We start from the raw sequence: 19,566 nt of genomic DNA on the forward strand, positions 1-19,566 counted from the left end.
GAACGACAGGTCACACGCCACCCGTGCTCATGAGCGACGACGATGGTCAGGAGAAGGACATGGCACCAGAACCGCCGATACCGGAAGCAGACAAGGACGGCGAGAAGACCACCGCTGCGCCACCACCCGCGGCAGCGGAACCGGAGCCACCGGCTACGGAACCGGCGCCACCGAAAGGTCGTTCACTCCTCACCCACGCCGGGGAGCAGATCGCGCCCGGCATGAAGGATCTTCCGCCGCCGGAGAAGCCGAAGTTTCTACTCATCATGATCGCGGTGGCCATCGTGTCCCTACTGGCGACTCTGGTCGTCACCCACTTCTTCAACCGGGAGACCGCGGATTCACGGGTCGGGACGGACCTGGACGCCGGCCAGCGGCACGACCAGGCCAAGACACCCTTCGTCGCTTCGGTGAAGTACGACCGCACCATCCCCGAGTTCTGGCGGATCGTCCTCGACCGGCCGTTGACCCAGCCGGAGCAGGTGAAGCTGGAGTCGCTCGGGTCCGACGTGGAGATCTGGCGCTTCCTCCGTTCATTGGGTGGACGTCTGCTTCCCTTTCCGTCGATGATCGGGGGCTTGCCGGGTGGCTTCACAGACCCGTCCACCAGTGACGCGGCGGTCTTCACCATGAACATCATCAGTGACCGGACGACCCAGCTCTCGATCATCGACATGCACGCGGTCAACGTCTCCTGCCAGCCCTCGACGGCCAAGGCGGTGATCGACGTCGCCCCGGAGGGCGGTGCCGCTTACGAAGGGATGCTCTTCGATCTGACCGAAGAGGATCCGATCCCGTACATCGCCGATGACGTCGAGGAGCAGGGACGGCCGTACTTCAGTCGCCGAAAGATCGACCTGGGTGGTGGCATGTCCCCCGGCGGGCTGCGTGTGGAGGCGGTCACCGGGGAAAAGTCCTGTAGTTGGGAGATCGAGGCGACTTACCACGACTCCACGCCGCAGGGTGGCGGGAAGCTGATTCTCCGCGACGGGGAGAAGCCGTTCGTCGTGGAGGCCCGGCCCCGGCACCCGGAGCAGTACTGGATCCGGAGTTCCGCCACCTTTCCGGTGTTGAATCCTCCTAACTTGGTCCCGTGCCACCGGATGCCCACGGCTGCGGCGTGTCAGGGCCGGTTCGACCCACCCTGACCGGACCCCTCGCCAGCCCGAGCCGGGACAACGTGTCTGCTCACCTGCGGTACCCGCCACGACGATGAGCATCGTCGATGTTGCCGGAGCGGTCCGGGTCGTGTTGCAATGGCTCACATCGCCGCAGCGCGGGGGCAACCGCGCTGGGAACGGCAGCACGGGAGCAGCAACGCCGGTAGCGCGCCGGTCTCACCGGCCCGCGCGCGCCGCCTCGCCGGGCCGTCTCCACGTACGACGGGCACCCCCCTGGGCAATCGCCCGCCGTACGTGTCCCACGACAGCCGACGCCCGAGATCCGACCCGCCGGAGGCATCCGGGCCGTCTGTCAACGCACCGGAAACGGCGATCAGACAAGAGGTGAGCATGTTCTCCCGGCAGAGCTTCGCGGGATGGTACCGAAATCGATTCGTGTGGGTGGCGGCGATCCTGACCTTGACGGCCGGCGCGGTCGTACTGACCAACTCGGCCGGATCGGAAGCCGAGCCGACGGATCTGCGGACACGGATCATGGCCCGAATGCGGAGCACGCTCGAACAGGTGGACCCGGGGCAACACCACCACGCTGGACATGACGCACCGCACGCCGCCACCGAGGGCAGGGCGAAACCGGCGGTGATCTGCGGAGTCCGCGTCTACGGTCACGAGCCGGCGGAAGCCACCGCCCTCGCCGACGTGCGAACGGTCTACGGCTTCCGCCTCTGCGGGATCGCCGAGCAGAAGCGTCCGTGGGACTGGGCCGTCAAGCTCGTCGGTCCAGTGATCATGGACATGTCCGTCGAGCCCCCCGGCATTCGGGCGGTCGAGCCGAGCGCCGACGTCGCGTTCGTCGACCGGCTGCGCGAGATGTTCCCGCAGAAGTACGTCGAGCAGGCGCGCGAGGAGGCGCTGACCGGGCCGGAAATGGCAGACCTGCGTCGCCGGTACGACGCCGCGGCCGGGCTCTGACCGCGCCAGGAGGACCGGAACCGGCGGCCGGGCCCGACGAGCGATCCCGGCCGGCGGGTGCCTGCGCACGGGCCGGTACGACCGGACGCGACGCGTCAGCCGTCGCCCAGCGACACCAGCAGCTCCTGCGGACGGTGGTCGGAGACGCCGCCCGCGTCGCCGAAGCGGTAGGAGTGCACCCGCACCGCCGGCGAGGCGAGCGCCCAGTCGAGCCGCCACCACCGCGGCCAGCCGGCGGATTCCGCCCAGCTCGCCGGGTAGAGCGACGGCATCGCGTGACCGGCGTCGCGCAGGCCGTCGGGCAGCTTGCGCAGGTCACCCATCGCCGGGCTGGTGTTCAGGTCCCCGGCGAGCAGCACCGGATGGGGGTTGGACCCCACGTCACGGGCCAGCGCCCGCCACTGCGGTTCCCGCTGGGCGTGCTGCTCACGCAGCACCCGGTAGAAGTCGCCGTCGAACGGGCCGTGCTCAGGCGAGAGCTGCACGGGCAGATGCAGGTTGTACGCCGACAGCACGCGGCCACCGCCGAGGTCCAGGTCGGTGCGGAGGGTCTTGTAGCGCCACTGGTCGCCGGCTCCCGCCACCGCCGGCGGCAGGCCGACCGGCTCCAGCGGCACCTGCCGCAGCACCGGCAGCCGGGAGACGGTGACCAGCTCGCCGACGACCACGACCTGGAAGCCGGGGAACTCGGTGCGCAGCCGGTCGAGCGTGGCCGGCGTCGGTCCGGCGCTCTTCTCGTACCAGTATTCCTGCAACAGGTAGAGGTCGGCGTCCGCGTCGCGCAGCGACCGGTACAGCGCCTCGGTCTCGCCCCCCTCGTCCCAGTAGCCGGTGTTCCAGACGAACACGCGCAGGGCGTCGGGCGGGGCCGGACCGTCCCCGCCCTGCCATCGGCGGACGTTGACGCCGCTCTGCCCCGCGCCGAGCAGCAACGCGGCGGCGGCGAGCAGCGCCACCGTGCGGCGCCGCCGCCGGACCGCCGCCGCGCCGGCCCCCAGCACCAGGGGCGCCAGGAGAAAGAAGAGCGGCGGCACGGCGTCCACCGCGAGCCAGAGCCACCAGCGCCCGCTGAGCGCCAGGTGCGCGACGGTGAACGCGAGCCAGAGCGCGCCGGCGGTGGCCAGGACCGCCGCCGGCCAGCGCCGCGGCCGCGCGGTGGCGGGCGGCGTCGGCTCGGTGCCAACGGCGGTCACCGGCGCGGCCGTCGTCACGCCGATTCCCACCGGGGGGTGCCCTCGACCGGGAACGAGGCGTCGTAGAGCTGCCGGAACGTGCGCGACAGCAGCCATTGCGCCGCGCCGGTCGCCACCCCGGCGGTGATCGTGACGTTGACCAGGAAGTGCAGGCCGGCGAAGCCGAGCAGGGACGGCAGGCCACGCCGGCGCAGCACGAAGCCGTACATCCCGGCCAGCGGCACCAGCAGGTAGGCCGGGCCGAGCAGCAGGGGCAGGGCGGCGGTGAGCAGTGCCAGCGGGGCAGCGATGCTGACCCAGGCCCGGGGGCCGCTGCTCAGCCCGCCGGGGAACTCCGGTTTGCGGGCGTACATCGGGATGTGCAGCGCCGTGCGGGTGAACACCTTGCGCACCAGCACCCCCAGCTCGTGGTCGTGGTCGTGCACGCCGCGCACCCGCGGGGAGAGCAGGATCCGGTAGCGCTGCGCGAGCCGCATCCCGTAGTCGGCGTTCTCAGTCTCCCGCAGCCGGGGGTTGAACGGCCCGATCTCGGTGAACACCCGCGCCGGCACGGCCAGCAGCGCGGTGTAGAGCGTCATGATCGGTCCCTCGTCCGCGATGAGCCAGTAGGACTGTTGGAGGCAGCGGTACTCCTCCAGGAGGCTGTCACGGATCAGCGGCACCGGGTCGTAGTTGCCGCAGACCGCCCCGATCGTCAAGTCGGCGGCCAGCAGCTCGACCGCGTTGGCCACCGCGTCGGGATTGGCCGCCACGTCGGAGTCGATGAAGAACAGGATCTCGCCCGCCGCGGTCGCCGCGCCGAGGTTGCGGGCCGCGGCCGGCCCGCCGTTGCGTGGCGTACGCACGACCCGCGCGCCGTGGGCCTCGGCGACCGCGACCGAGTCGTCGGTGCTGCAGTCGTCGACCACGATGATCTCCAGATGCGGATACGTCTGTGCCCGCAGGGAGTCGAGGCAGAGATGCAGCGCGCGGGCGTAGTTGTAGTTCGGCACGATGACCGACACCAGGGGATGGCTCATCTGTCCGTCCAGGTCAGCAGGTGGGGATAGCGGGCGGTGATCTGTGCCAGGGCCAGCGTGGCGCCAGCGAGTACGGCGCAACCGACGATCATCCGGTCGCGCAGCAGCATCCGGATCGGGTCGCCGCCGCCGCGCAGCACGAGCACCGCCTGCAGGTAGCGGAACGCGGCGAGCAGTCCCAGCGGTACGACGACCGCCAGCGCGACGGGCGGGTAGGCGTCGATCGGCGCGTCGACGTGCAGGTAGAGCAGGAAGGCGGTGCCGGCCAGGGAGGCGGTGAGACCGAGCAGGTGGTCGGCGAGCAGCAGGTTGTAGCCGACAAGCGCGGGCCGGTGCGGCGTGCCGAGGGCGGCCAGCTCGTGCCGGCGCTTGCCGAGGACGAGCACCAGGCAGCCGCTGAACACCGCGGTGAGCAGGAGACTGGAGGCGGTCGCGCCGGTCGCGGCGTAGCCCTGCATGACGCGCAGCACGAAGCCGGCCGAGACCACGCAGACGTCCAGCAGCGGCACGTGCTTGAGCCACCTGCTGTACGCGGTGCTCAGCGCGAGGTACGCGACCAGCGGCCACCACGTCATCGCCGGCCCGTTGACGGTCAGCGTGGCCAGCAGCACGGCGAGGACGACCGCGTACGCACCGGCCACCGGTACGGAGACGTGGCCGGCGGCGATCGGCCGACGCCGCTTTGCGGGGTGCGCCCGGTCCAGGCGGTGGTCGGCGATGTCGTTGACGACGTAGATCACCGATGAGGCGAGCGTGAACGCGGCCACCGCCCAGACGCACCGCCACAGCGCGGTCGCCGTCCAGACCGGCGTGTCGGTCAGAGCCAGCGGGACGGCGAGCAGGTTCTTGACGGCGTGGCCCGGCCGGGCCAGCGCCACGAGGTGTCGCAGCAGCGTGGGCACGCGCGCGACAGGTCCGGTGGCGACCGGGGCGACCGGCTCCACCACGCTTTCGACGGCGGTCATCATGGCCCCTGTCAGAAGAAGATCTTCGCGGCGGCGAGGGCGCCCTGCCGCCAGGGATCACGGCTGGTCCGCCCGTCCCGCGCCGGGCGCTCACGGTGCCGCTCGGTCCGCCACCACTCGAAGGTGCGCAGGATGGCGTCCTGGTTGGACAGCTTCGGCTGGAAGCCCAGCCGCTGTCGGGCCTTGTCGATGCTGACGTACGAGTCGGCCATCAGCTTGTGCAGCAGTCGGCCGTAGACCGGCGAGAGCCGGCTGCGTTCCAGCAGGCTGAGCGCGGCGAGCGCCGGCCGGGCCGGCAGCGAGACCACCCGCCGGCCGTGGCCGGCGGCGTCCAGGACCGCCTGGAAGTCCTCCCGGAGGGTGCCGAAGCGCTCGGCGGCCAGGTTGTACGTGTCGTTGGCGACCTCGTCGGGGGCGTGCAGGACGGTCACCACCGCGTCGACGAGGTCGTCGACGGCGAACATCTGGATCCGCACGTCGCCGCGGCCGAGGACCGGAAAGTTGCGGCCCTCCTCGGCCCACTCGAAGAGCATCGAGAAGAGTCCCATCCGGCCGGGGCCGAGGAAGGTCTTGGGTCGCAGCACCGCCACCGGCAGGCCGGCGCGGTGCCGGACGGCGATCTCCTCGGCCGCCGCCTTGGCCGCGCTGTAGGTGTCCACCGGCGCGTGCGGGTGTTCCTCCGGGGTGGGCACCCGCGTCGGCAGCCCGTAGACGGCGGTCGACGAGATGTGCACGACCCGGGCCACCGCGGCCCGCTCCGCAGCGGCGAACACGGCGCGCGTGCCCTCGACGGTGACGGAGCGGATCTGGTCGGCCGGGTAGCTGGGCAGCGCCGCCGCGCAGTGGATGACGACGGTGGCGTCGGCGAAGGCGCGGTCCAGCAGGCGGGAGTCGCGGACGTCCCCGACGTGGGTGACCCCGTTCTCCGGCCGCAGGTCGACACCGCGTACGTGGTGGCCTTCGGCGCCGAGGCGGTCGACCAGCCGGGAGCCCAGCATGCCCGCCGCGCCGGTGATCGCGATCACCACAGCGATCCCACCTTCTGCGCGACGAACCGGGTGACCAGCCGGTTCAGTCCCTGGGCCAGCACCTCGCCGAGGGCGTCGACGGCGCGCTGCGCGTCGGCCGGGTCGGTGACCAGCGACGGGCCGATGACCAGCGGGTTCAGTCCGTTGAGCGTGTAGTAGGTGAAGATGTCGTGGTCCCGGTAGAGCGCGTTGACGACGGCGCAGGTCACCAGCTTGGCCTTGAACCTGGGGTCTGACTACGACGGGCACACGTGCGTCGACGGGTCGTTCGAGAGCCCCACCGTCGTGCTCCGGCCGGCGGCCGACCCGTGGCAGGGCCTGGCGACGTACCGGACGGACCTGGTGGAGCGCGGCTTCGCGCCCGCCGCCGCGGCCATGCCCCGGGCCGGCTGGTGGACCGAGCCGATCTTCTGCGGCTGGGGCGCGCAGTGCGCCGCCGCCCCCATCCCGGGCCAGCCCATGTCGTACCCGTACCACCTGTCGGAGCTCGGGCCGGCGCTGGTGCCTGACGGCCTGCCGGTCGCCTTCGACCTGGCCCGCCAGGACCGCTACGACGGCCGGCTCGGCCGGCTCGCGGTCGGTGTCATCAAATTCCTGGACCAGGCCACGTCTATCGAGCGTGCCTACGTCTTCGTCTACACCGACGATGGTCACCTGTGGGGTAACTGGTGGGACGGCAGCCGCTGGGCCTGGACCGACATCGGCACGCCCGGCGGCACCACGGTCAGCGCGCCGGTCGGTGCGGTCGCCGTACAGACCGCTCCCGGCAGTCAGGCGGTCCCGTACATCTACGTGATCGGCGCCGACGGGCATCTCTGGTGGAGCCGGAAGAACAACACCGGGCAATGGACCTGGACGGATCAGGGTGTCCCGGCGGGGGTGACCCTGCACCGCTTCGCCGACCCGGTCGGTGCGGTCAACCTGCGGCTGTCGCCTACCCAACCCGACCTGCCCCAGGTGTTCGTGCTGGACGTGCAGGGTAACCTCTGGCGCCACGGCTTCGACGGCCTGACCTGGCGCTGGTATGGCCACGGTTCACCGCAGCCCAGCTACAACGCCCACGATGTGGGTCTGGTCGCTGTCCAGAACGGCCCCAACGCCGCATCCCGGCCCGAGGCGTTCATCGGCGTCAACGGTCAGGTGCTGGAGCTCACCTGGTACAACGACGCGTGGACGTGGTCCACCCATTCCAGCTCGGGCACCACCTACGTCCGGCACGCCGGCACAATCGCCGTGCAGGACGGCTGGGACACCCAGCAGCGACCCTACGTCTTGTGCGACCTGGAGGGCGGCCCGCTGCGCACCAACTGGTGGACCGGGACGCAACGGGTGTGGTCGCTGCAAGCCGGCACCGACGCCGCCGGACTCGACCCCAGCTGCGGAGATGCCGTCGCCCTGCCGAACAGGTTTACCGGCACCCGGTACCCCTACGTCTTCTACTGGTCCCGGCAGCAGCCAATGCGACTCATGCTCACCTGGTGGGGCTGACCGGCACGCGTCGTCATGCCGTGGCCCGGAAAGCACGCTCGCCGGCCACCGGGAAGGACCGCACCGCGCGGACCGGAACGGTGCTGGCAAGCGCCGCCGCGTGACCGGCCGGGGCAGGCAGGTCGTGCAGGTGGACAGGGATGCGCGGCCAGCCGGGAATGCTGCCCACGATGACCGTCGGCCCGCTCACGTCCAGCTGGCCGGGCGGTGCCCGCAGCCCGAATCCCGTCAACTTCATCGCCGCTTCCTTGCGCGTCCAGGCGGTCAGGAACCAGCCGGGCCGATCGACGGGGGGCACCCGGGCGAACAGCGCCCGTTCATTGGCGGTCAGCGCGACCGCGGCGAGACCGTCGGTGTCCCGGTCCGTGCTCGACCGCTCGACGTCCACCCCGATCAGGCCGACTCCGGCCACCGCCAGCAGCACCCACTCCTCGGTGTGCGAGACGGAGTAGTCGACCTGGGAATCAGCGAACCTGGGCCGGCCGTGCGTCCCCGCGCAGTACTGGCAGTCGCGGTCGATGCGCACCTGGGCCGGCGGTACGCCGAGATAGCGGGTGCCCAACCGACGCTGGGCCGCGCGGGAGGTCACGAAGACGTCCCGCGCCGGCGAGCCGAGCAGGCCCTCGGCCCGGAGGCGCTCGGCCGGGTCGAGCAGGTCGACGCGGCCGCCACCCGGCCGGACCGGCACCCACCAGGTGTGCGGCTGTCCGGCTGCGGGCACGTTCGGCGGGCCCGGGACGGTAGCGGGCGGCGGGCCGTCCGGCGCGGCGGGCAGCACGGCGGTCGCCGGCGGTGCGCCGAGGTCTCCAACCGTCACTGGGTCACCCGACCGACCTGGAGCGGGTCGACAGCGCCACCAGCGGTCGCGCGGTCGGCCGGGCCGGCGCCGGCTGCCCGAGGCCGGCCAGCAGATGCGCGACGGCGGCGGCGAGCTGGGGGTCGGCCCCGGCCAGCACGCCCTGCGGCGGGTCCGGCACGACGACGTCCGGCTCGACGCCGTGGTTCTCCAGGCCGGCACCGATGCCGTCGAAGACGTAACAGAACTCCGGTTGCGTGGTGACCGTGCCGTCGACCAACTCGTGGCGTGGCCAGGTGGCGATGGTGCCGCCCCAGGTCCGGTTCCCGATCAGCGTCCCCAGGCCGAGCTGCCGGAACATGTGGCTGAAGATCTCCCCGTCCGATCCGGTGTGCTCGTTGATGAGCACCGCCATCGGGCCGCGCGGCGACTCGACCGGGTACGGGGTGGCGCCGCTCCAGCGCCCGTGTTCGGCGCCACCACGGCGCCGGGCGAGCCGGTCGAGCAGCAACGGCGAGACCTGTCCGCCGCCGTTGAAGCGCACGTCCACCACCAGCCCGTCCCGGTCGAGCTCGGAGAGGAAGCCCCGGATGAAGTCGGCGTAGCCGGTCCGGAACATGTCCGGCACGTGCAGGTAGCCGAGCCGGCCCCGCGAGGTGGATGCGACCAGGGCGCGGTTGCCCTCCACCCAGTCACGGTAGCGGGCCCGGCCCTCGGCCCGGATCGCCCGCACGCACACCCGGCGCGGGGCGGCGCCGTCGCGCAGCACCGTCAGCTCGACCTCTCGGTCGGCCTGGCCGACCAGCAGTTCCCCCGGCCCGGCCGGGCCGACGGGTTGCCCGTCGATGGCCACCACCGCGTCACCCGGGCGCAGGTCGACACCGGGCCGGTTGCACGGCGAGGTGGCATCGGGGTTCCACGGGTCACCGCGCAGGATGCGCTCAATGCGCCACTGTGCCGGCGGGTCGCCGACCCCGCTGGCGGTGGCGCTCCAGTCCACGCCGAGAAACCCCTGCGCCTGCTCGACAGGCCGGCGGTAGTCACCACCGTGTTCGTAGGCGTGCGAGGTGGCCAGCTCGCCCTGCAGTTCCCAGAGCAGGTCGGAGAGCTCCGAGCGGCACCCGACCAGATCCACCAGGGGCAGGTAGCGCTGGTACAGCCCGTCCCAGTCCAGCCCGGACATCTCGGCGTGCCAGAAGCTCTCCCGCTGCAGCCGCCAGGTCTCGCGGTACATCTGCCGCCACTCCGCGGCCGGCCGGATCGACACCCGCAGCCGGGTCAGGTCGATCCAGCCGTTCTTCCAGGTCGGCGGGGCGCACCGGGCGTACGGGTCGTCGTCGGCGTCCTCCGCCTCCTCGGCGGCGAGCACCCGCAGCCGGTCACGCACCTGGCAGAGCAGCGTGCCGCCGTCCGGGCTGGCGCTGATGTCGTCGACCCCGAGCAACTGCTCCTCGGTGACCTCCGCGGTCTGCAGGTCGACCACGGTGACCATGCCGACCGGGGCAGCGTCCGGCTTGACCGGATCCGGCGCGGTGACCGGCACGGTGTGCAGGAGCACCCGGTCGGGCAGTCCGACGATGCCGGCGTACCGCCCCTCCGGCACCGGGAACCCGACGACCCGGCGATCGATGTCGGTGAGGTCTATCTCGACGAACGGCGGTCCGGCTCCGGCCTCGGTGCCCCGCTGCGCACCGTCGACGGGCCGCGGCACGAACGGCGACGCCTCGGTGGCCCGCAACGTCACCAGGTACGGCCGGTTGCCGAAGGGGAAGCCGACGTCGAAGCGCACCTGGTCGTGCTCAGGGGTGAGGTCGCGCTGGCCAAGGAAGTAGAGGTAGCGCCCGGCCGGGTCGAACGCCGGCCGGCTGTCGCGCAGCACCGGTCGGGTGACCTGGAACGAGCGCCGCAGCGCCACCTCCGCCAGCTTGATCGCCGAGGTGCGCGGCGTGTCCGGGAACGTGTAGGCGAGCCACCGGCCATCCGGCGACCAGGCCAGGTCCTCGATCCGCTCGAACGCACTGCTGTCCAGCAACCGCGGTGTCGGCAGCACGCTGTCGGTGTCCAGCAGCCACAGCTGCTGGCGGTTGGTGGCGAAGGCCACCTGGCCGGACGCCGACGAGGCGACCAGCTCGGTGACGCAGCCGATGTCGGTGAGCGGGATCTCCACCGAGGCTGTCCCGCCCTCGGCCGGGAAGAGCACCAGCCGCTCGTCCGGTCGGTCGTCGGCGGCGACCGCGACCAGCCGGCGGCCGTCGGCCAACCAGCTCAGCAACCGGTGCCGCGTCCCCTCGGCGGTGCCGTGTCGGCGCACCGGGCCGGACCAGTGCGCCATGGTGAACGCCTTGCCCCGCGCGACGAGGGCCAGGTTGGTGCCGTCCGGGCTGAGGCGGGCGCTGTCGAGGAACTCGGCGGCCGAGACGATCCGCCGGGCCTGCTGGCGGCGCGAGCTCGCAAGTGAGACGTCGAGCTGCCGGGGCGCGTCACCAGGGGCGTCCAACGCGTACAGCCGGGCACCGGCGTGGTAGACGAGCCGCTGTCCGTCGGTGCTCAGACCACGGGCGTAGAAGTCGCGGTGTCCGGTGTGCCGGGTCAGCGCGCTGCCGTCCGGCCGGCACGAGTAGACGTTGCCGGTGCCCTCGTGGTCGCTGATCAGAAAGATCCGGTCACCGACCCAGCACGGGTTGGCCACGTTGCCGGGCAGCGCCAGCCGGGTGAAGGAGCCGCTGCCGTCGTGATCGACCCAGAGTTCACCGGCGGCGCCCCCGGTGTACCGCTTGCGGCGGGCCGGGTCGGCGAGGTTGCGCCCGATCACCAGCGCGCCGCCGGGGCCGTACGAGAGGGTGCTGGCCCCGCCGTGGTCGAGCAGCCGGGTCGGCCCGCCGTCGACCCCGACGGCGAAGAGCCGGTAGCCGAAGCCGGTCGGCTGCTCGGCGGTGCTGGCGTAAATGATCTCGTCGTGGTGCGGGTGCCAGCCGACCACCACGCACCGGGCCGCCTGGAAGGTGAGCCGGCGGGCCGGGCCGCCGGCCAGCGGCAGCAGGTAGACCTCGCTCGGTCCGTCGTCCGAGCCGACGAACGCCACCAGCTTGCCGTCCGGGGACAACCGGGGGTGGGCGTACTCGGCGCCGCCGGCGGTCAGCCGGCTCGCCGGTCCACCCGCGACCGGCACTCGCCACAGGTCGTCCTCGGCGGTGAACACCACGGTGTCGTCGGCGACGGTGGGGAACCGCAGGTAGCCTCCGGTCGCGCCATCGGTGTTCACCGGGCGCGCTGGGTCATCGCGCGGATCCGCTCGGCGACCGCGGCGCGGCGGTCCTCGACCTGGGACCGCTGCGCCTGCGCGTCCTGCTGGTTCTCCGACCAGTAGCAGGCGGTGCGCCACTGCCCCACCGTGTACGAGTCGTAGGCGCAGCGCACCCGGCGCTGCGCGGCCAGGTTCTCCGAGGACAGCAGCATGGTGTTGTGTTCGAGCACCTGGTTCACCACGACCCGCATGTTCAGCTCGGTCCGCAGGAAGGTGTGCGCGGCGGCCACCGCCGCGGCGCCGAAGGCCCCCCGGAACCGGGGCAGGATCCCGAACGACAGCTCGCAGCACTGGCTGCGCCAGTCGATGGTGGTGATCCAGGCGAACCCCACCACCTGCTCGCGCGGGCCGCAGAGGGTGAAGTGCCGCTTGATGTCGTGTTCCTCGGTGATACCCACCCGCTGGCGGTGCTCCAGCGCGTCGTCGCCGGTGACGACCGCGTAGTCGGTGAGGTTCGCCTGGAACCGCGACTCACGCATCAGCGCGGTCCGGATGGGGATGTCGGCCTCGGTGAGATGCCTGACCGTCACGAACGGCACGTGTCCTCCCCACGGACGAAGTACACCGACACATCCTGGTAGGCGCCGGACTGGTAGCGGTGCTCGCGCAAGGTGCCGACCCGGGTGAATCCACAGTCGTGCAACGCCAGCACCGGCGGGCTGTCCGCCGGCACCAGGGCAACGAACGAGGTGCACCGCTGGTAGTTGCCGAGGAAGTCGAGGAAACCGCGTAGCGGCTCGGGATCGGGCGAGGTGCTCGCCACGTACGCCTGGCGTGGCTGTTCCTCGTTGGGCAGGTAGCCCAGCAGCGTGTCACCGGTCCGGAAGACCTGCGCGCCCAGCCGGGTCAGCTCGCGGACCAGCAGGGCGTGGTTCTGCGTGACCGGGTCGACGCCGAGGAAACCCCGGGCCGCCCCGGGTACCGCCGCCAGCGCCGAGGCGGCGGCTGCGGTGTCGAGTCGCTGGATCTCAGTCATGGCGTACCGCTCCCCAGATCTGCCGGTCGACGTGGCTGCCGGCGAACCACCGGCCGGCCGGGACCGTCGCCTCGCCGATGAACCCGGCGTCCTGCAACAGGTCCACCGGCGCGGCTGCCGCCGGGGTCACCCAGCCGTACAGCCGGTGCAGGTTGAGCACCCGGAAGCCGTGCGAGACGGCGGTCTTGAGCAGCGCCGGGACCAGGTCCTCTGCGCCCGGCTGCACGCCGATCTCCAACCGGGCACGGCGGTGCACCCAGTCCAGCTCGGCGAAGCGGACGAAGGCCGCTCCCGGCAGCACGCACAGCTCCACGGTGTTGTCCTTCGGCGCCTCGACCGCCGCCGGCACCACCATCGTCGGTGCCTGCTCCAGCGGCATGCCGAGCAGTTCGCCGGCGAGCCACGGCCCGGTCAGCAGCGGTAGGTCGGTACTGCGGTACCCGCGCAGTGTCATGATGTCGGCACCCAGATCTGCGAGAAGAAGACGTACCCGTACCGGCGTCCCTCGTGCACGACCACGTCGGCGAGGGTGCCCTCCTCGGTCAGCCCGGCCGCCCGGGCCGCCTCGAGCCCGGCCTGGTCGTACTCGCCCACCAGGACGGAGATCCGGATTACCTCGCGCCGCCAGCGCAGCGCCCGCACCGCCTCGTCGTACGCCTGGCACCACCAGCTCAGCGGGGCGCCGGAACGCAGCCGCAGGTGCAGTTGGTAGTGGCAGCCGTGCTCGGCGCCGACCGCTTCGGTGGCGGACAGGCCCACCGGCTCACCGTCGGCGAGCAGCACCTCGGTCTCGGTGCCGAGCAGATCGAGCAGTTCCCACTCACCGCGGGTGTCCGGTTGGGCCGTGCGGAAGTAGAAGTCCGGCTCGGTGAACATCCCCAGCACCTGGTCGCGGTCCGCCTCGGCGAAGGCCCGGGTGGACCAGCGCGGTGTGCGTACCCCGTCCAGCGGGGTCGCGGTCAACGTCATGACGTCGGCCTCCGGGTGGCGATGCCGTGCGTGATGTGCAGGCGCAGGATGTTGCTGGTGCCGTCCATGAACTCGAAGGCGCGCACGTCACGGCACCACTTCTCGAGCAGCGGGTGCAGCAGCAGGGAGCCCGGGCCGAGCGCGTTCGCCGCCCAGCCGGTGACGTGGACGGCCAGGTCGGTGGCGTGCAGCTTGGCGATCGACGGCGTCCGACGGTCGTCCGGCGAAAGGTCGACCTCGTTCGCGGCGTCGTAGAGCAGGGCCCGCGCCGCCGCAAGCCGGGCGGTGGTCAGCTCGTGCCCGGACCAGCCCGGCCGCTGTTCGCAGACGTAGTCGCGGGCGGCGAAGGCCACCCCGAGCGCCATCGCGGCGATCTGGATCCGCATCACGTTGAAGGTCCGGCTCGCGCCCCAGATCCCACGGCGGGACGCCGGCAGGTGGGCGCCGAGCAGCATCTCGCGCGGCACGTGCACCCCGTCGAAGGAAAGCTCGCTGATCCGCGCGCCGCGCAGCCCGGTCATCTCCAGCGCGTGGCCGGCGAAGCCGGGGGTCGGGCAGCTCAGGATGGCCGCCCTGATCGACAGCGGGGAGCGGCCGGTCCGGGCGAACACCACCCCGGTCGCACCCCGGGAGCCGTTGCCGACGTACCGCTTGGCGCCGAAGAGGCGGTAGTCGCCGTCGGGGTCCGCGTCGAGGCGGGTCTCCATCGCGGTCGCGTCGCTGCCGCGGGCGTCCTCGGTCATCGCGAAGAAGGTCCAGGTCCGGCCGTCGGCGATGGACTCGTAGAAGAACTGCTGCTGGGCCTCGCTGCCGAGCGCGTCCACGGCGATGCCGGCGAGCGCCGGGCCGGTGTTGGCGGTCAGCAGGCCGGCGTCACCGCAGGCCAGCTCGAGGCTGGCCACCGCGCGGGACAGGCAGCTGTCGGTGTACTCGCCCTGCCAGCCGGACGGGTCCTGGAAGCGTTTGGGGGTGCTGGCCGCCCGGACCATCGCCAACGCCGGCGAGTCCAGGTGCCCGGTCATGTCCTCCGGGTCGACGTCGACCGACAGGGCCCGCGAGCGCAGGTCCGTCGCCGCGTCCCGGCACTGGTCCCGTAGGGCGCGCAGTGGCGGATCCAGCTCGATCATGAGACACCTTCCCGGGGGAGCCAGCAGTTCGCGGTCAGTTGGGCCACGTACGCGCCGCGGGTGGGGGTGCCGGCGACGTATCCGCTGGCGCCCAGCAGCTTGGCGGCCTCCCAGTCCAGGGTGGTCACCCGGTCGTGCACGTCGAGCACCGCGGCCGGGACCGTGCCGGAGACCCGCAAGGACCGGCGGGCCGCCTCGACGGCGGTCTGCACGTCCGCCAGTACGCCCAGCACCAGCTGTTTGCGAATGGTGGGCTCCCCGCCGACCGTCCGGCCGGAGAGGTACTCCACGGCCCATTCCAGCAACCGTCGGGTGACGCCCAACCGGACCGCGCCCAGGTGCGCGCAGAACTGGGTGAGCTGCCCGTCGGCGAGGCCGGGGTGGTCGTCGGTGGTGGCGAAGCTGATGCCCTCCTGACCGGCCATCCGATGCCCGACCGTCGAGGCGGGCGTGGTCGCCCAACCGGCGGGCAGGGCGGCGGTGGGAACGGCGGCGACCCGGCCCGGCGGCGTGATGCCCGGCGCCGCGGCGAGCGCCACGGCCAGCCCGGCGGCCAGCCCGGCGGAGTACGCCGTCTGCTCGCACTCGTCGATCATGTCCCGCATGCGGTCCTCCTGTGCCTGCCGCGAACGGCTAACGGGCGACGTCCACCTGTTGCAGGCGGGTCTGGATGTAGTCGGCGAAGGAACCGACCGACTGGAACACCTCCGGCTCCAGCGATTCGGGATCGACGTCGAGCTGGAGGGTGTCCTCAAGGCTCATTATCAGCTCAATGAAGCGAATCGAGTCGATTTCCAGGTCCTCAAGGATCTGCGTCTCGGCGGAGAGCTCGGGCAGTTCCCGGTTGAGCACTACCGACAGCGAGATCCGCAGGTGCTCGATGATCTCCGAACGTTCCATTGACCCTGATCCTTCCCTTGTTCGGATTGATGGTGCATGGCCGGCGAAGCCACCTTCAAGCAGCTCACCGGCCATGCCACCGAACCCTCTGAGACTTAGAGGGAGTTCTTCGCAGCGGCCTTCGCGGCAGCCTTCGCAGCGGCCTTCGCAGCGGCCTTCGCGGCAGCCTTGGCAGCGGCCTTGGCAGCGGTCTTCGCCATGGTAATCACTCCTTATCCGGGTTTTGCTGAACCAGTCTCCCGAGCCTGTTGGATCGGTACGCAGAGATTTGCCGACCAGGCCACCCGGTGTCAATAGCGCCGGAGAAACTGCCCGCCGCCGCCCGATGGCAGCTCTTTGCCGTCAATTATTGTCACCGGCACTGACTAGCCGAAACATTTCCGGCGACCCGATCATATGGGCGGACGAACGCGGGAAGAGGAGTCAGATTCTGTGGAGAAGAGCGCGAATCTCTGCTGGGGCCAGCGCTACCACTGGCTCCGGTACCAGCACGTACCCGCCGGGGCCCGGCACGACGCACACATCGTCGCCAACTGCCCGCTGCCGGAGGGCATCTCGGTCGCCGACTTGCGCGCCGCGATCAACCACCTGGTCCGCCGGCACGAGGCGCTGCGCACCGTCATCCTGGCCGATCCGGCCGGTTGGCCGCAGCAGCGGGTCCAACCGCCCGCGCCACTGCCGGTACGGCTGGTGTCGACCGAGTCGGACGGCACCCCGGCCCCGGCCGCGGTGGTCGCGGAACTGACCGTCGCCGACTTCGACCTGACCCGGGACTGGCCGATCCGGGCCTGCGTGGTCACCACCGGTGGCCGGCCCCGGCGCCTCGTGGTGGTGCTCAACCACATCGCCTTCGACGACTGGAGTCTGAACACCTTCCGTCGCGAGTTCGAGGCGATGCTCGCCGCGATCACCGCCCGCCGCCGGGCGGTGTTGCCGCCGGTGGCGCACCAGCCGGTGGACCTCGCCCGGCAGGAGTCGAACCGCGACGCCGCGGCGAACGCCGCCGAGCTGGCGCACTGGCGCCGGGAGATCGAGCGGCTGCCGGCGGACGTCTTCGCCTCCCGGCGGTCCACCGCGCCCGGGCCGGGCACCGCGTTCAGCGCGTCGATCACCTCACCGGGGCTGCTGGCGGCGTGCCGGGACATCGCGGCGCGGCACGGCTGCTGGCCGTCGGCCGTCCACCTGGCCTGCTACGCGATGCTCACCGCCGGCTACACCGGCGAGGCGTCGGTCCCGTTCAGCTGGCTCACCAGCCACCGTGAGGCCAGCCAGCACATGTCTGTGATGACGTGCATGTTCTCCCCGACGGTGGTTTCCGTGCAGCTGGCCGACGATCCGCCGTTCAGCGAGTTGCTGCGCCGCACGGCGGACCGGGTGGAGCAGGCGCAGCGGCACGCCTACGTGCCGTACGACGAGATCGCCGAGCTGATCGCGGCCGAGAGCTTCCGGCGCGGCCAGCCGGTGCGGATCGCCTCGGAGGTGAACTTCCTGAGTTACGCCCCGCGCTCCTGCGGGGCTCGCCGGGACCGGTTCGCCTGGAACACCCCGCCGGCGGCCTGGGCGCAGGCCGGTTCGGACAGCTACCTCGGAATCTACGAGTGGCGCGACGGGGTGACGGTGGCCCTGCACGCCCAGTCGGCGGTGCTGCCCGCCGAGGCGGTGGAGCGGTTCCTGCGCGGTCATGTCCGGCTGATCGAGGCGCACCGCGACCCCTCGGTGGACCTGCGGGTCAGCGAGGCGGCCCGGGAGCTGGGGTTCGCCCCGCCGGCCCACCGCGAACTGGTCCGGGTCGGGTCGGACGCGGTGTGCGTCGAGGCGACCCGGGCCGCGCTGCGCTCGCATCCCGCGGTGGTCGACGCGCGGGTGCAGGTGCGCACGGGCGAGCTGGTCGCCCGGGTACGGACCCGGGCTCCGCTCACCCCGGCCGAGCTGCGCACGCATGTCCTCGGCACGATGTACGACCGGCCGGCGGTGCGTTGCCCGGACCGGTTGGAGCTCGTCGACGCCGGGGACGTCGACACCGACGCGCACGTCGACCTCGATCGCCCGGCGACGACGGTCGGCGGCCGGTCGCCCGGGCCCGCCGAGGAGCTGCTCACCGAGGTGGTCGCCCTGGTCAACGAGCTGGCCGCCGTGGACGGCTCGGACAGCTACACGGCCGCCGGCGGCCGGGCTCTGCGGGTGCCCCGCACCCTGTCCGCGCTGCGCGAACGGGGCTGGGTCGGGATCTCGCCGGATCAGCTGGCCAGCGCCCGGCCGTTGCGGACGCTGGCAGCCCGGCTGACCCGGGTGGGCTGAGCCGGTCCCCGCGCCGGCCCGGCGGGCATCAGGTGCCGAGCGGGGACCCGGTGGCGAAGCGGGTGGCCACCTGCACGCCGGCCTGGAAGCGGCTGACCGAGCCGAGACTGCGCAGCAGCGCGGCGATGTGTCGGCGGCAGGTGCGCACCGACATCCCGAGCCGGCGGGCCACCGCCTCGTCGGTGAGGCCCTGGGCCATCAGCAGCGCGATCGAGCGTTGCAGGTCGTCGGCGACCTCGTCGGCGTAGCCGGCCTCGTCCGCGGCCAGCGGTGCCGCGCCCTCCCAGAGCTGGTCGAACATCTCGATGAGGTACCGCACCACGTTCTCGTCGCGGACCCGGTGCCCCGTGGGCAGCAGTCCGTCGGCGGACGTCCCGAACACCACCGCGAGCGAGCGGTCGAAGACCACCGAGGCCTGCGGGACCTGGCTGATGGTCCGGATCGCCGCGCCGCCGTCGATCAGCCGCCGGGACTTGGCCCGGGAGGCGAAACCGGCCCGGCTTCGGTGCGGCGAGATGATCCGGACGGAGACGCCCCGGTCGAGCACGCCGTGACAGGCCTCGAGGAGCCGGTCGAGCACCTCGTCGTCGTCGTGGCTCGGCCGCAGCACGACGAGTTCGTCGCGGCACACGTCAGCGGCCTGCTTGAGCAGGCCGCGCAGCTCCGCCACGCCTTCGAGCCGGTCGATCGAGCCGCCGGGCACCACGGCGGAGTCCCTTGCGCCGGCGATCGAGTCGATCCGCTCGCGCAGCTGGTCGGCCAGCTCCCGCTGCTGGTAGATCGCGCGTTCGATCGGTGAGACCAGCAGGGTGGCGGCATACTGCGGGTCGACCGGGACCAACCGGCCGCCGACCGCGCCGTCGGTACGCAACAGGCGCAGCTCGACGAGCTGCATGATCGTCGAGACCACTTCGGGTCCGGTCCAGCCGAGTTCCACCGCCACCCGGTCGAACCCGGACGGCACGATCGCGCCGTGTCGCACTATATAGTGATACACTTCGATGCATTGCGCGTTCACGCGATCCTGGGCGTCGATGCCGTCGTCCTCGACAAGGCGTCCGCCGAAGCGGGGCGTCCAACTGATCCGCGACAGAGCCTCTGTCGACATCCGCTGCCTCCCGGTCATGTTTCCCGAGTTCCGCCGACGGTTCACCGCCGCGGGCTCCACGGTGACAGCAGCGACAATCACGCCAACCTCACTCGCGCACCGCGCGACCCGGCCGTGCGGCACCGTCGCTCTCATCCCGCTATCACCGGCACCACCGGGGCGACCGGACGACCCACGACGACAGCCGGACCAAGAGCCGGACGATGGCAGGTTGAGAGAGCGCCGTGATGAGGTTCCTCCGTCGGCGGGCCGGGCCCGCCATCCGGTCCAGGCAGGTGGCCGGCCGACGCGTCGCGACGACG

19 protein-coding genes are annotated in these 19,566 nt (G+C 72.0%); 4 read left to right on the forward strand and 15 right to left on the reverse strand.

The window, feature by feature from the left end; genetic code table 11:
- Positions 1-23 precede the first annotated feature (23 nt).
- Entirely contained in the window at positions 24-1,148 is a 1,125-nt protein-coding gene (locus tag ACGFNF_RS20740; protein WP_393169911.1) for a hypothetical protein, read from the forward strand.
- Positions 1,149-1,511: 363 nt separating this feature from the next.
- On the forward strand, positions 1,512-2,093 hold the full coding sequence (locus ACGFNF_RS20745) for a hypothetical protein (protein WP_393169913.1): 582 nt from the start codon (positions 1,512-1,514) through the stop codon (positions 2,091-2,093).
- 95 nt (positions 2,094-2,188) lie between these two features.
- On the opposite strand, the gene ACGFNF_RS20750 is transcribed toward ACGFNF_RS20745, so the two are convergent.
- From ACGFNF_RS20750 to ACGFNF_RS20770, 5 genes are read right to left on the reverse strand one after another with little or no spacing between them, the layout of a single operon-like run.
- Positions 2,189-3,304 (reverse strand): endonuclease/exonuclease/phosphatase family protein, encoded by a 1,116-nt coding sequence (locus tag ACGFNF_RS20750; RefSeq protein ID WP_393169915.1) that lies wholly within the window; start codon positions 3,302-3,304, stop codon positions 2,189-2,191.
- A complete protein-coding gene (locus ACGFNF_RS20755) occupies positions 3,301-4,305 on the reverse strand; it encodes a glycosyltransferase family 2 protein (RefSeq protein ID WP_393169917.1) in 1,005 nt (334 codons plus the stop codon). Before ACGFNF_RS20755 ends, ACGFNF_RS20750 begins: the two co-directional genes overlap by 4 nt.
- Positions 4,302-5,270: a UbiA prenyltransferase family protein gene (locus tag ACGFNF_RS20760; protein ID WP_393169919.1), complete on the reverse strand. Its 969-nt coding sequence runs from the start codon at positions 5,268-5,270 to the stop codon at positions 4,302-4,304. The genes ACGFNF_RS20755 and ACGFNF_RS20760 overlap by 4 nt, the downstream gene beginning before the upstream one ends.
- Before the next feature lie 11 nt (positions 5,271-5,281).
- On the reverse strand, positions 5,282-6,298 hold the full coding sequence (locus ACGFNF_RS20765; RefSeq protein ID WP_393169921.1) for an NAD-dependent epimerase/dehydratase family protein: 1,017 nt from the start codon (positions 6,296-6,298) through the stop codon (positions 5,282-5,284).
- A complete protein-coding gene (locus ACGFNF_RS20770) occupies positions 6,292-6,507 on the reverse strand; it encodes a hypothetical protein (protein WP_393169923.1) in 216 nt (71 codons plus the stop codon). The genes ACGFNF_RS20765 and ACGFNF_RS20770 overlap by 7 nt, the downstream gene beginning before the upstream one ends.
- A 10-nt stretch (positions 6,508-6,517) precedes the next feature.
- On the opposite strand from ACGFNF_RS20770, the gene ACGFNF_RS20775 reads away from it, so the two are divergent.
- Complete coding sequence (locus ACGFNF_RS20775) at positions 6,518-7,786, forward strand: hypothetical protein (protein WP_393169925.1); 1,269 nt, start codon at positions 6,518-6,520, stop codon at positions 7,784-7,786.
- A gap of 13 nt (positions 7,787-7,799) precedes the next feature.
- Here the strand turns inward: ACGFNF_RS20775 and ACGFNF_RS20780 are convergent, their stop codons facing one another.
- From ACGFNF_RS20780 to ACGFNF_RS20820, 9 genes are read right to left on the reverse strand one after another with little or no spacing between them, the layout of a single operon-like run.
- The gene (locus ACGFNF_RS20780) at positions 7,800-8,603 is read right to left on the reverse strand and encodes a 4'-phosphopantetheinyl transferase family protein (protein ID WP_393169927.1); all 804 of its coding nucleotides are present in this window, start codon (positions 8,601-8,603) and stop codon (positions 7,800-7,802) included.
- 4 nt (positions 8,604-8,607) lie between these two features.
- Complete coding sequence (locus ACGFNF_RS20785) at positions 8,608-11,844, reverse strand: S41 family peptidase (RefSeq protein WP_393169929.1); 3,237 nt, start codon at positions 11,842-11,844, stop codon at positions 8,608-8,610.
- The gene (locus tag ACGFNF_RS20790; RefSeq protein ID WP_132234288.1) at positions 11,841-12,425 is read right to left on the reverse strand and encodes a hypothetical protein; all 585 of its coding nucleotides are present in this window, start codon (positions 12,423-12,425) and stop codon (positions 11,841-11,843) included. Before ACGFNF_RS20790 ends, ACGFNF_RS20785 begins: the two co-directional genes overlap by 4 nt.
- Entirely contained in the window at positions 12,413-12,862 is a 450-nt protein-coding gene (locus tag ACGFNF_RS20795; RefSeq protein WP_151452342.1) for a GNAT family N-acetyltransferase, read from the reverse strand. Before ACGFNF_RS20795 ends, ACGFNF_RS20790 begins: the two co-directional genes overlap by 13 nt.
- Positions 12,855-13,316 carry a hypothetical protein gene (locus ACGFNF_RS20800; RefSeq protein ID WP_393169931.1) on the reverse strand — a complete coding sequence of 154 codons (462 nt, stop codon included), beginning with the start codon at positions 13,314-13,316 and terminating at the stop codon, positions 12,855-12,857. The genes ACGFNF_RS20795 and ACGFNF_RS20800 overlap by 8 nt, the downstream gene beginning before the upstream one ends.
- Positions 13,313-13,831, reverse strand: coding sequence for a hypothetical protein (locus tag ACGFNF_RS20805; protein ID WP_393169933.1), 519 nt, complete (start codon positions 13,829-13,831; stop codon positions 13,313-13,315). Before ACGFNF_RS20805 ends, ACGFNF_RS20800 begins: the two co-directional genes overlap by 4 nt.
- A complete protein-coding gene (locus ACGFNF_RS20810; protein WP_393169935.1) occupies positions 13,828-14,958 on the reverse strand; it encodes an acyl-CoA dehydrogenase family protein in 1,131 nt (376 codons plus the stop codon). Before ACGFNF_RS20810 ends, ACGFNF_RS20805 begins: the two co-directional genes overlap by 4 nt.
- The gene (locus ACGFNF_RS20815) at positions 14,955-15,563 is read right to left on the reverse strand and encodes an acyl-CoA dehydrogenase family protein (protein ID WP_393169937.1); all 609 of its coding nucleotides are present in this window, start codon (positions 15,561-15,563) and stop codon (positions 14,955-14,957) included. The genes ACGFNF_RS20810 and ACGFNF_RS20815 overlap by 4 nt, the downstream gene beginning before the upstream one ends.
- Positions 15,564-15,591: 28 nt before the next feature.
- Complete coding sequence (locus ACGFNF_RS20820) at positions 15,592-15,858, reverse strand: acyl carrier protein (protein ID WP_132234309.1); 267 nt, start codon at positions 15,856-15,858, stop codon at positions 15,592-15,594.
- A 432-nt stretch (positions 15,859-16,290) separates the two neighbouring features.
- Here ACGFNF_RS20820 and ACGFNF_RS20825 point away from each other — a divergent pair, with 432 nt between their 5' ends.
- Positions 16,291-18,156, forward strand: coding sequence for a condensation domain-containing protein (locus ACGFNF_RS20825; protein WP_393169939.1), 1,866 nt, complete (start codon positions 16,291-16,293; stop codon positions 18,154-18,156).
- Between the two features lie 28 nt (positions 18,157-18,184).
- Here the strand turns inward: ACGFNF_RS20825 and ACGFNF_RS20830 are convergent, their stop codons facing one another.
- The gene (locus ACGFNF_RS20830) at positions 18,185-19,264 is read right to left on the reverse strand and encodes a hypothetical protein (RefSeq protein ID WP_393169941.1); all 1,080 of its coding nucleotides are present in this window, start codon (positions 19,262-19,264) and stop codon (positions 18,185-18,187) included.
- Between the last annotated feature and the right edge of the window lie 302 nt (positions 19,265-19,566).

This window comes from Micromonospora sp. NPDC048868 (genome assembly GCF_043198195.1).
GTDB lineage: Bacteria > Actinomycetota > Actinomycetes > Mycobacteriales > Micromonosporaceae > Micromonospora > Micromonospora reichwaldensis.

Excerpts from the sequence above, each read along its gene's own strand:
- ACGFNF_RS20745 (WP_393169913.1), top strand. The coding sequence starts at position 1,512 with ATGTTCTCCCGGCAGAGCTTCGCGGGATGGTACCGAAATCGATTCGTG.
- ACGFNF_RS20755 (WP_393169917.1), bottom strand. The coding sequence starts at position 4,305 with ATGAGCCATCCCCTGGTGTCGGTCATCGTGCCGAACTACAACTACGCC.
- ACGFNF_RS20760 (WP_393169919.1), bottom strand. The coding sequence starts at position 5,270 with ATGACCGCCGTCGAAAGCGTGGTGGAGCCGGTCGCCCCGGTCGCCACC.
- ACGFNF_RS20795 (WP_151452342.1), bottom strand. The coding sequence starts at position 12,862 with ATGACTGAGATCCAGCGACTCGACACCGCAGCCGCCGCCTCGGCGCTG.
- ACGFNF_RS20800 (WP_393169931.1), bottom strand. The coding sequence starts at position 13,316 with ATGACACTGCGCGGGTACCGCAGTACCGACCTACCGCTGCTGACCGGG.
- ACGFNF_RS20805 (WP_393169933.1), bottom strand. The coding sequence starts at position 13,831 with ATGACGTTGACCGCGACCCCGCTGGACGGGGTACGCACACCGCGCTGG.
- ACGFNF_RS20810 (WP_393169935.1), bottom strand. The coding sequence starts at position 14,958 with ATGATCGAGCTGGATCCGCCACTGCGCGCCCTACGGGACCAGTGCCGG.
- ACGFNF_RS20815 (WP_393169937.1), bottom strand. The coding sequence starts at position 15,563 with ATGCGGGACATGATCGACGAGTGCGAGCAGACGGCGTACTCCGCCGGG.
- ACGFNF_RS20820 (WP_132234309.1), bottom strand. The coding sequence starts at position 15,858 with ATGGAACGTTCGGAGATCATCGAGCACCTGCGGATCTCGCTGTCGGTA.
- ACGFNF_RS20830 (WP_393169941.1), bottom strand. The coding sequence starts at position 19,264 with ATGTCGACAGAGGCTCTGTCGCGGATCAGTTGGACGCCCCGCTTCGGC.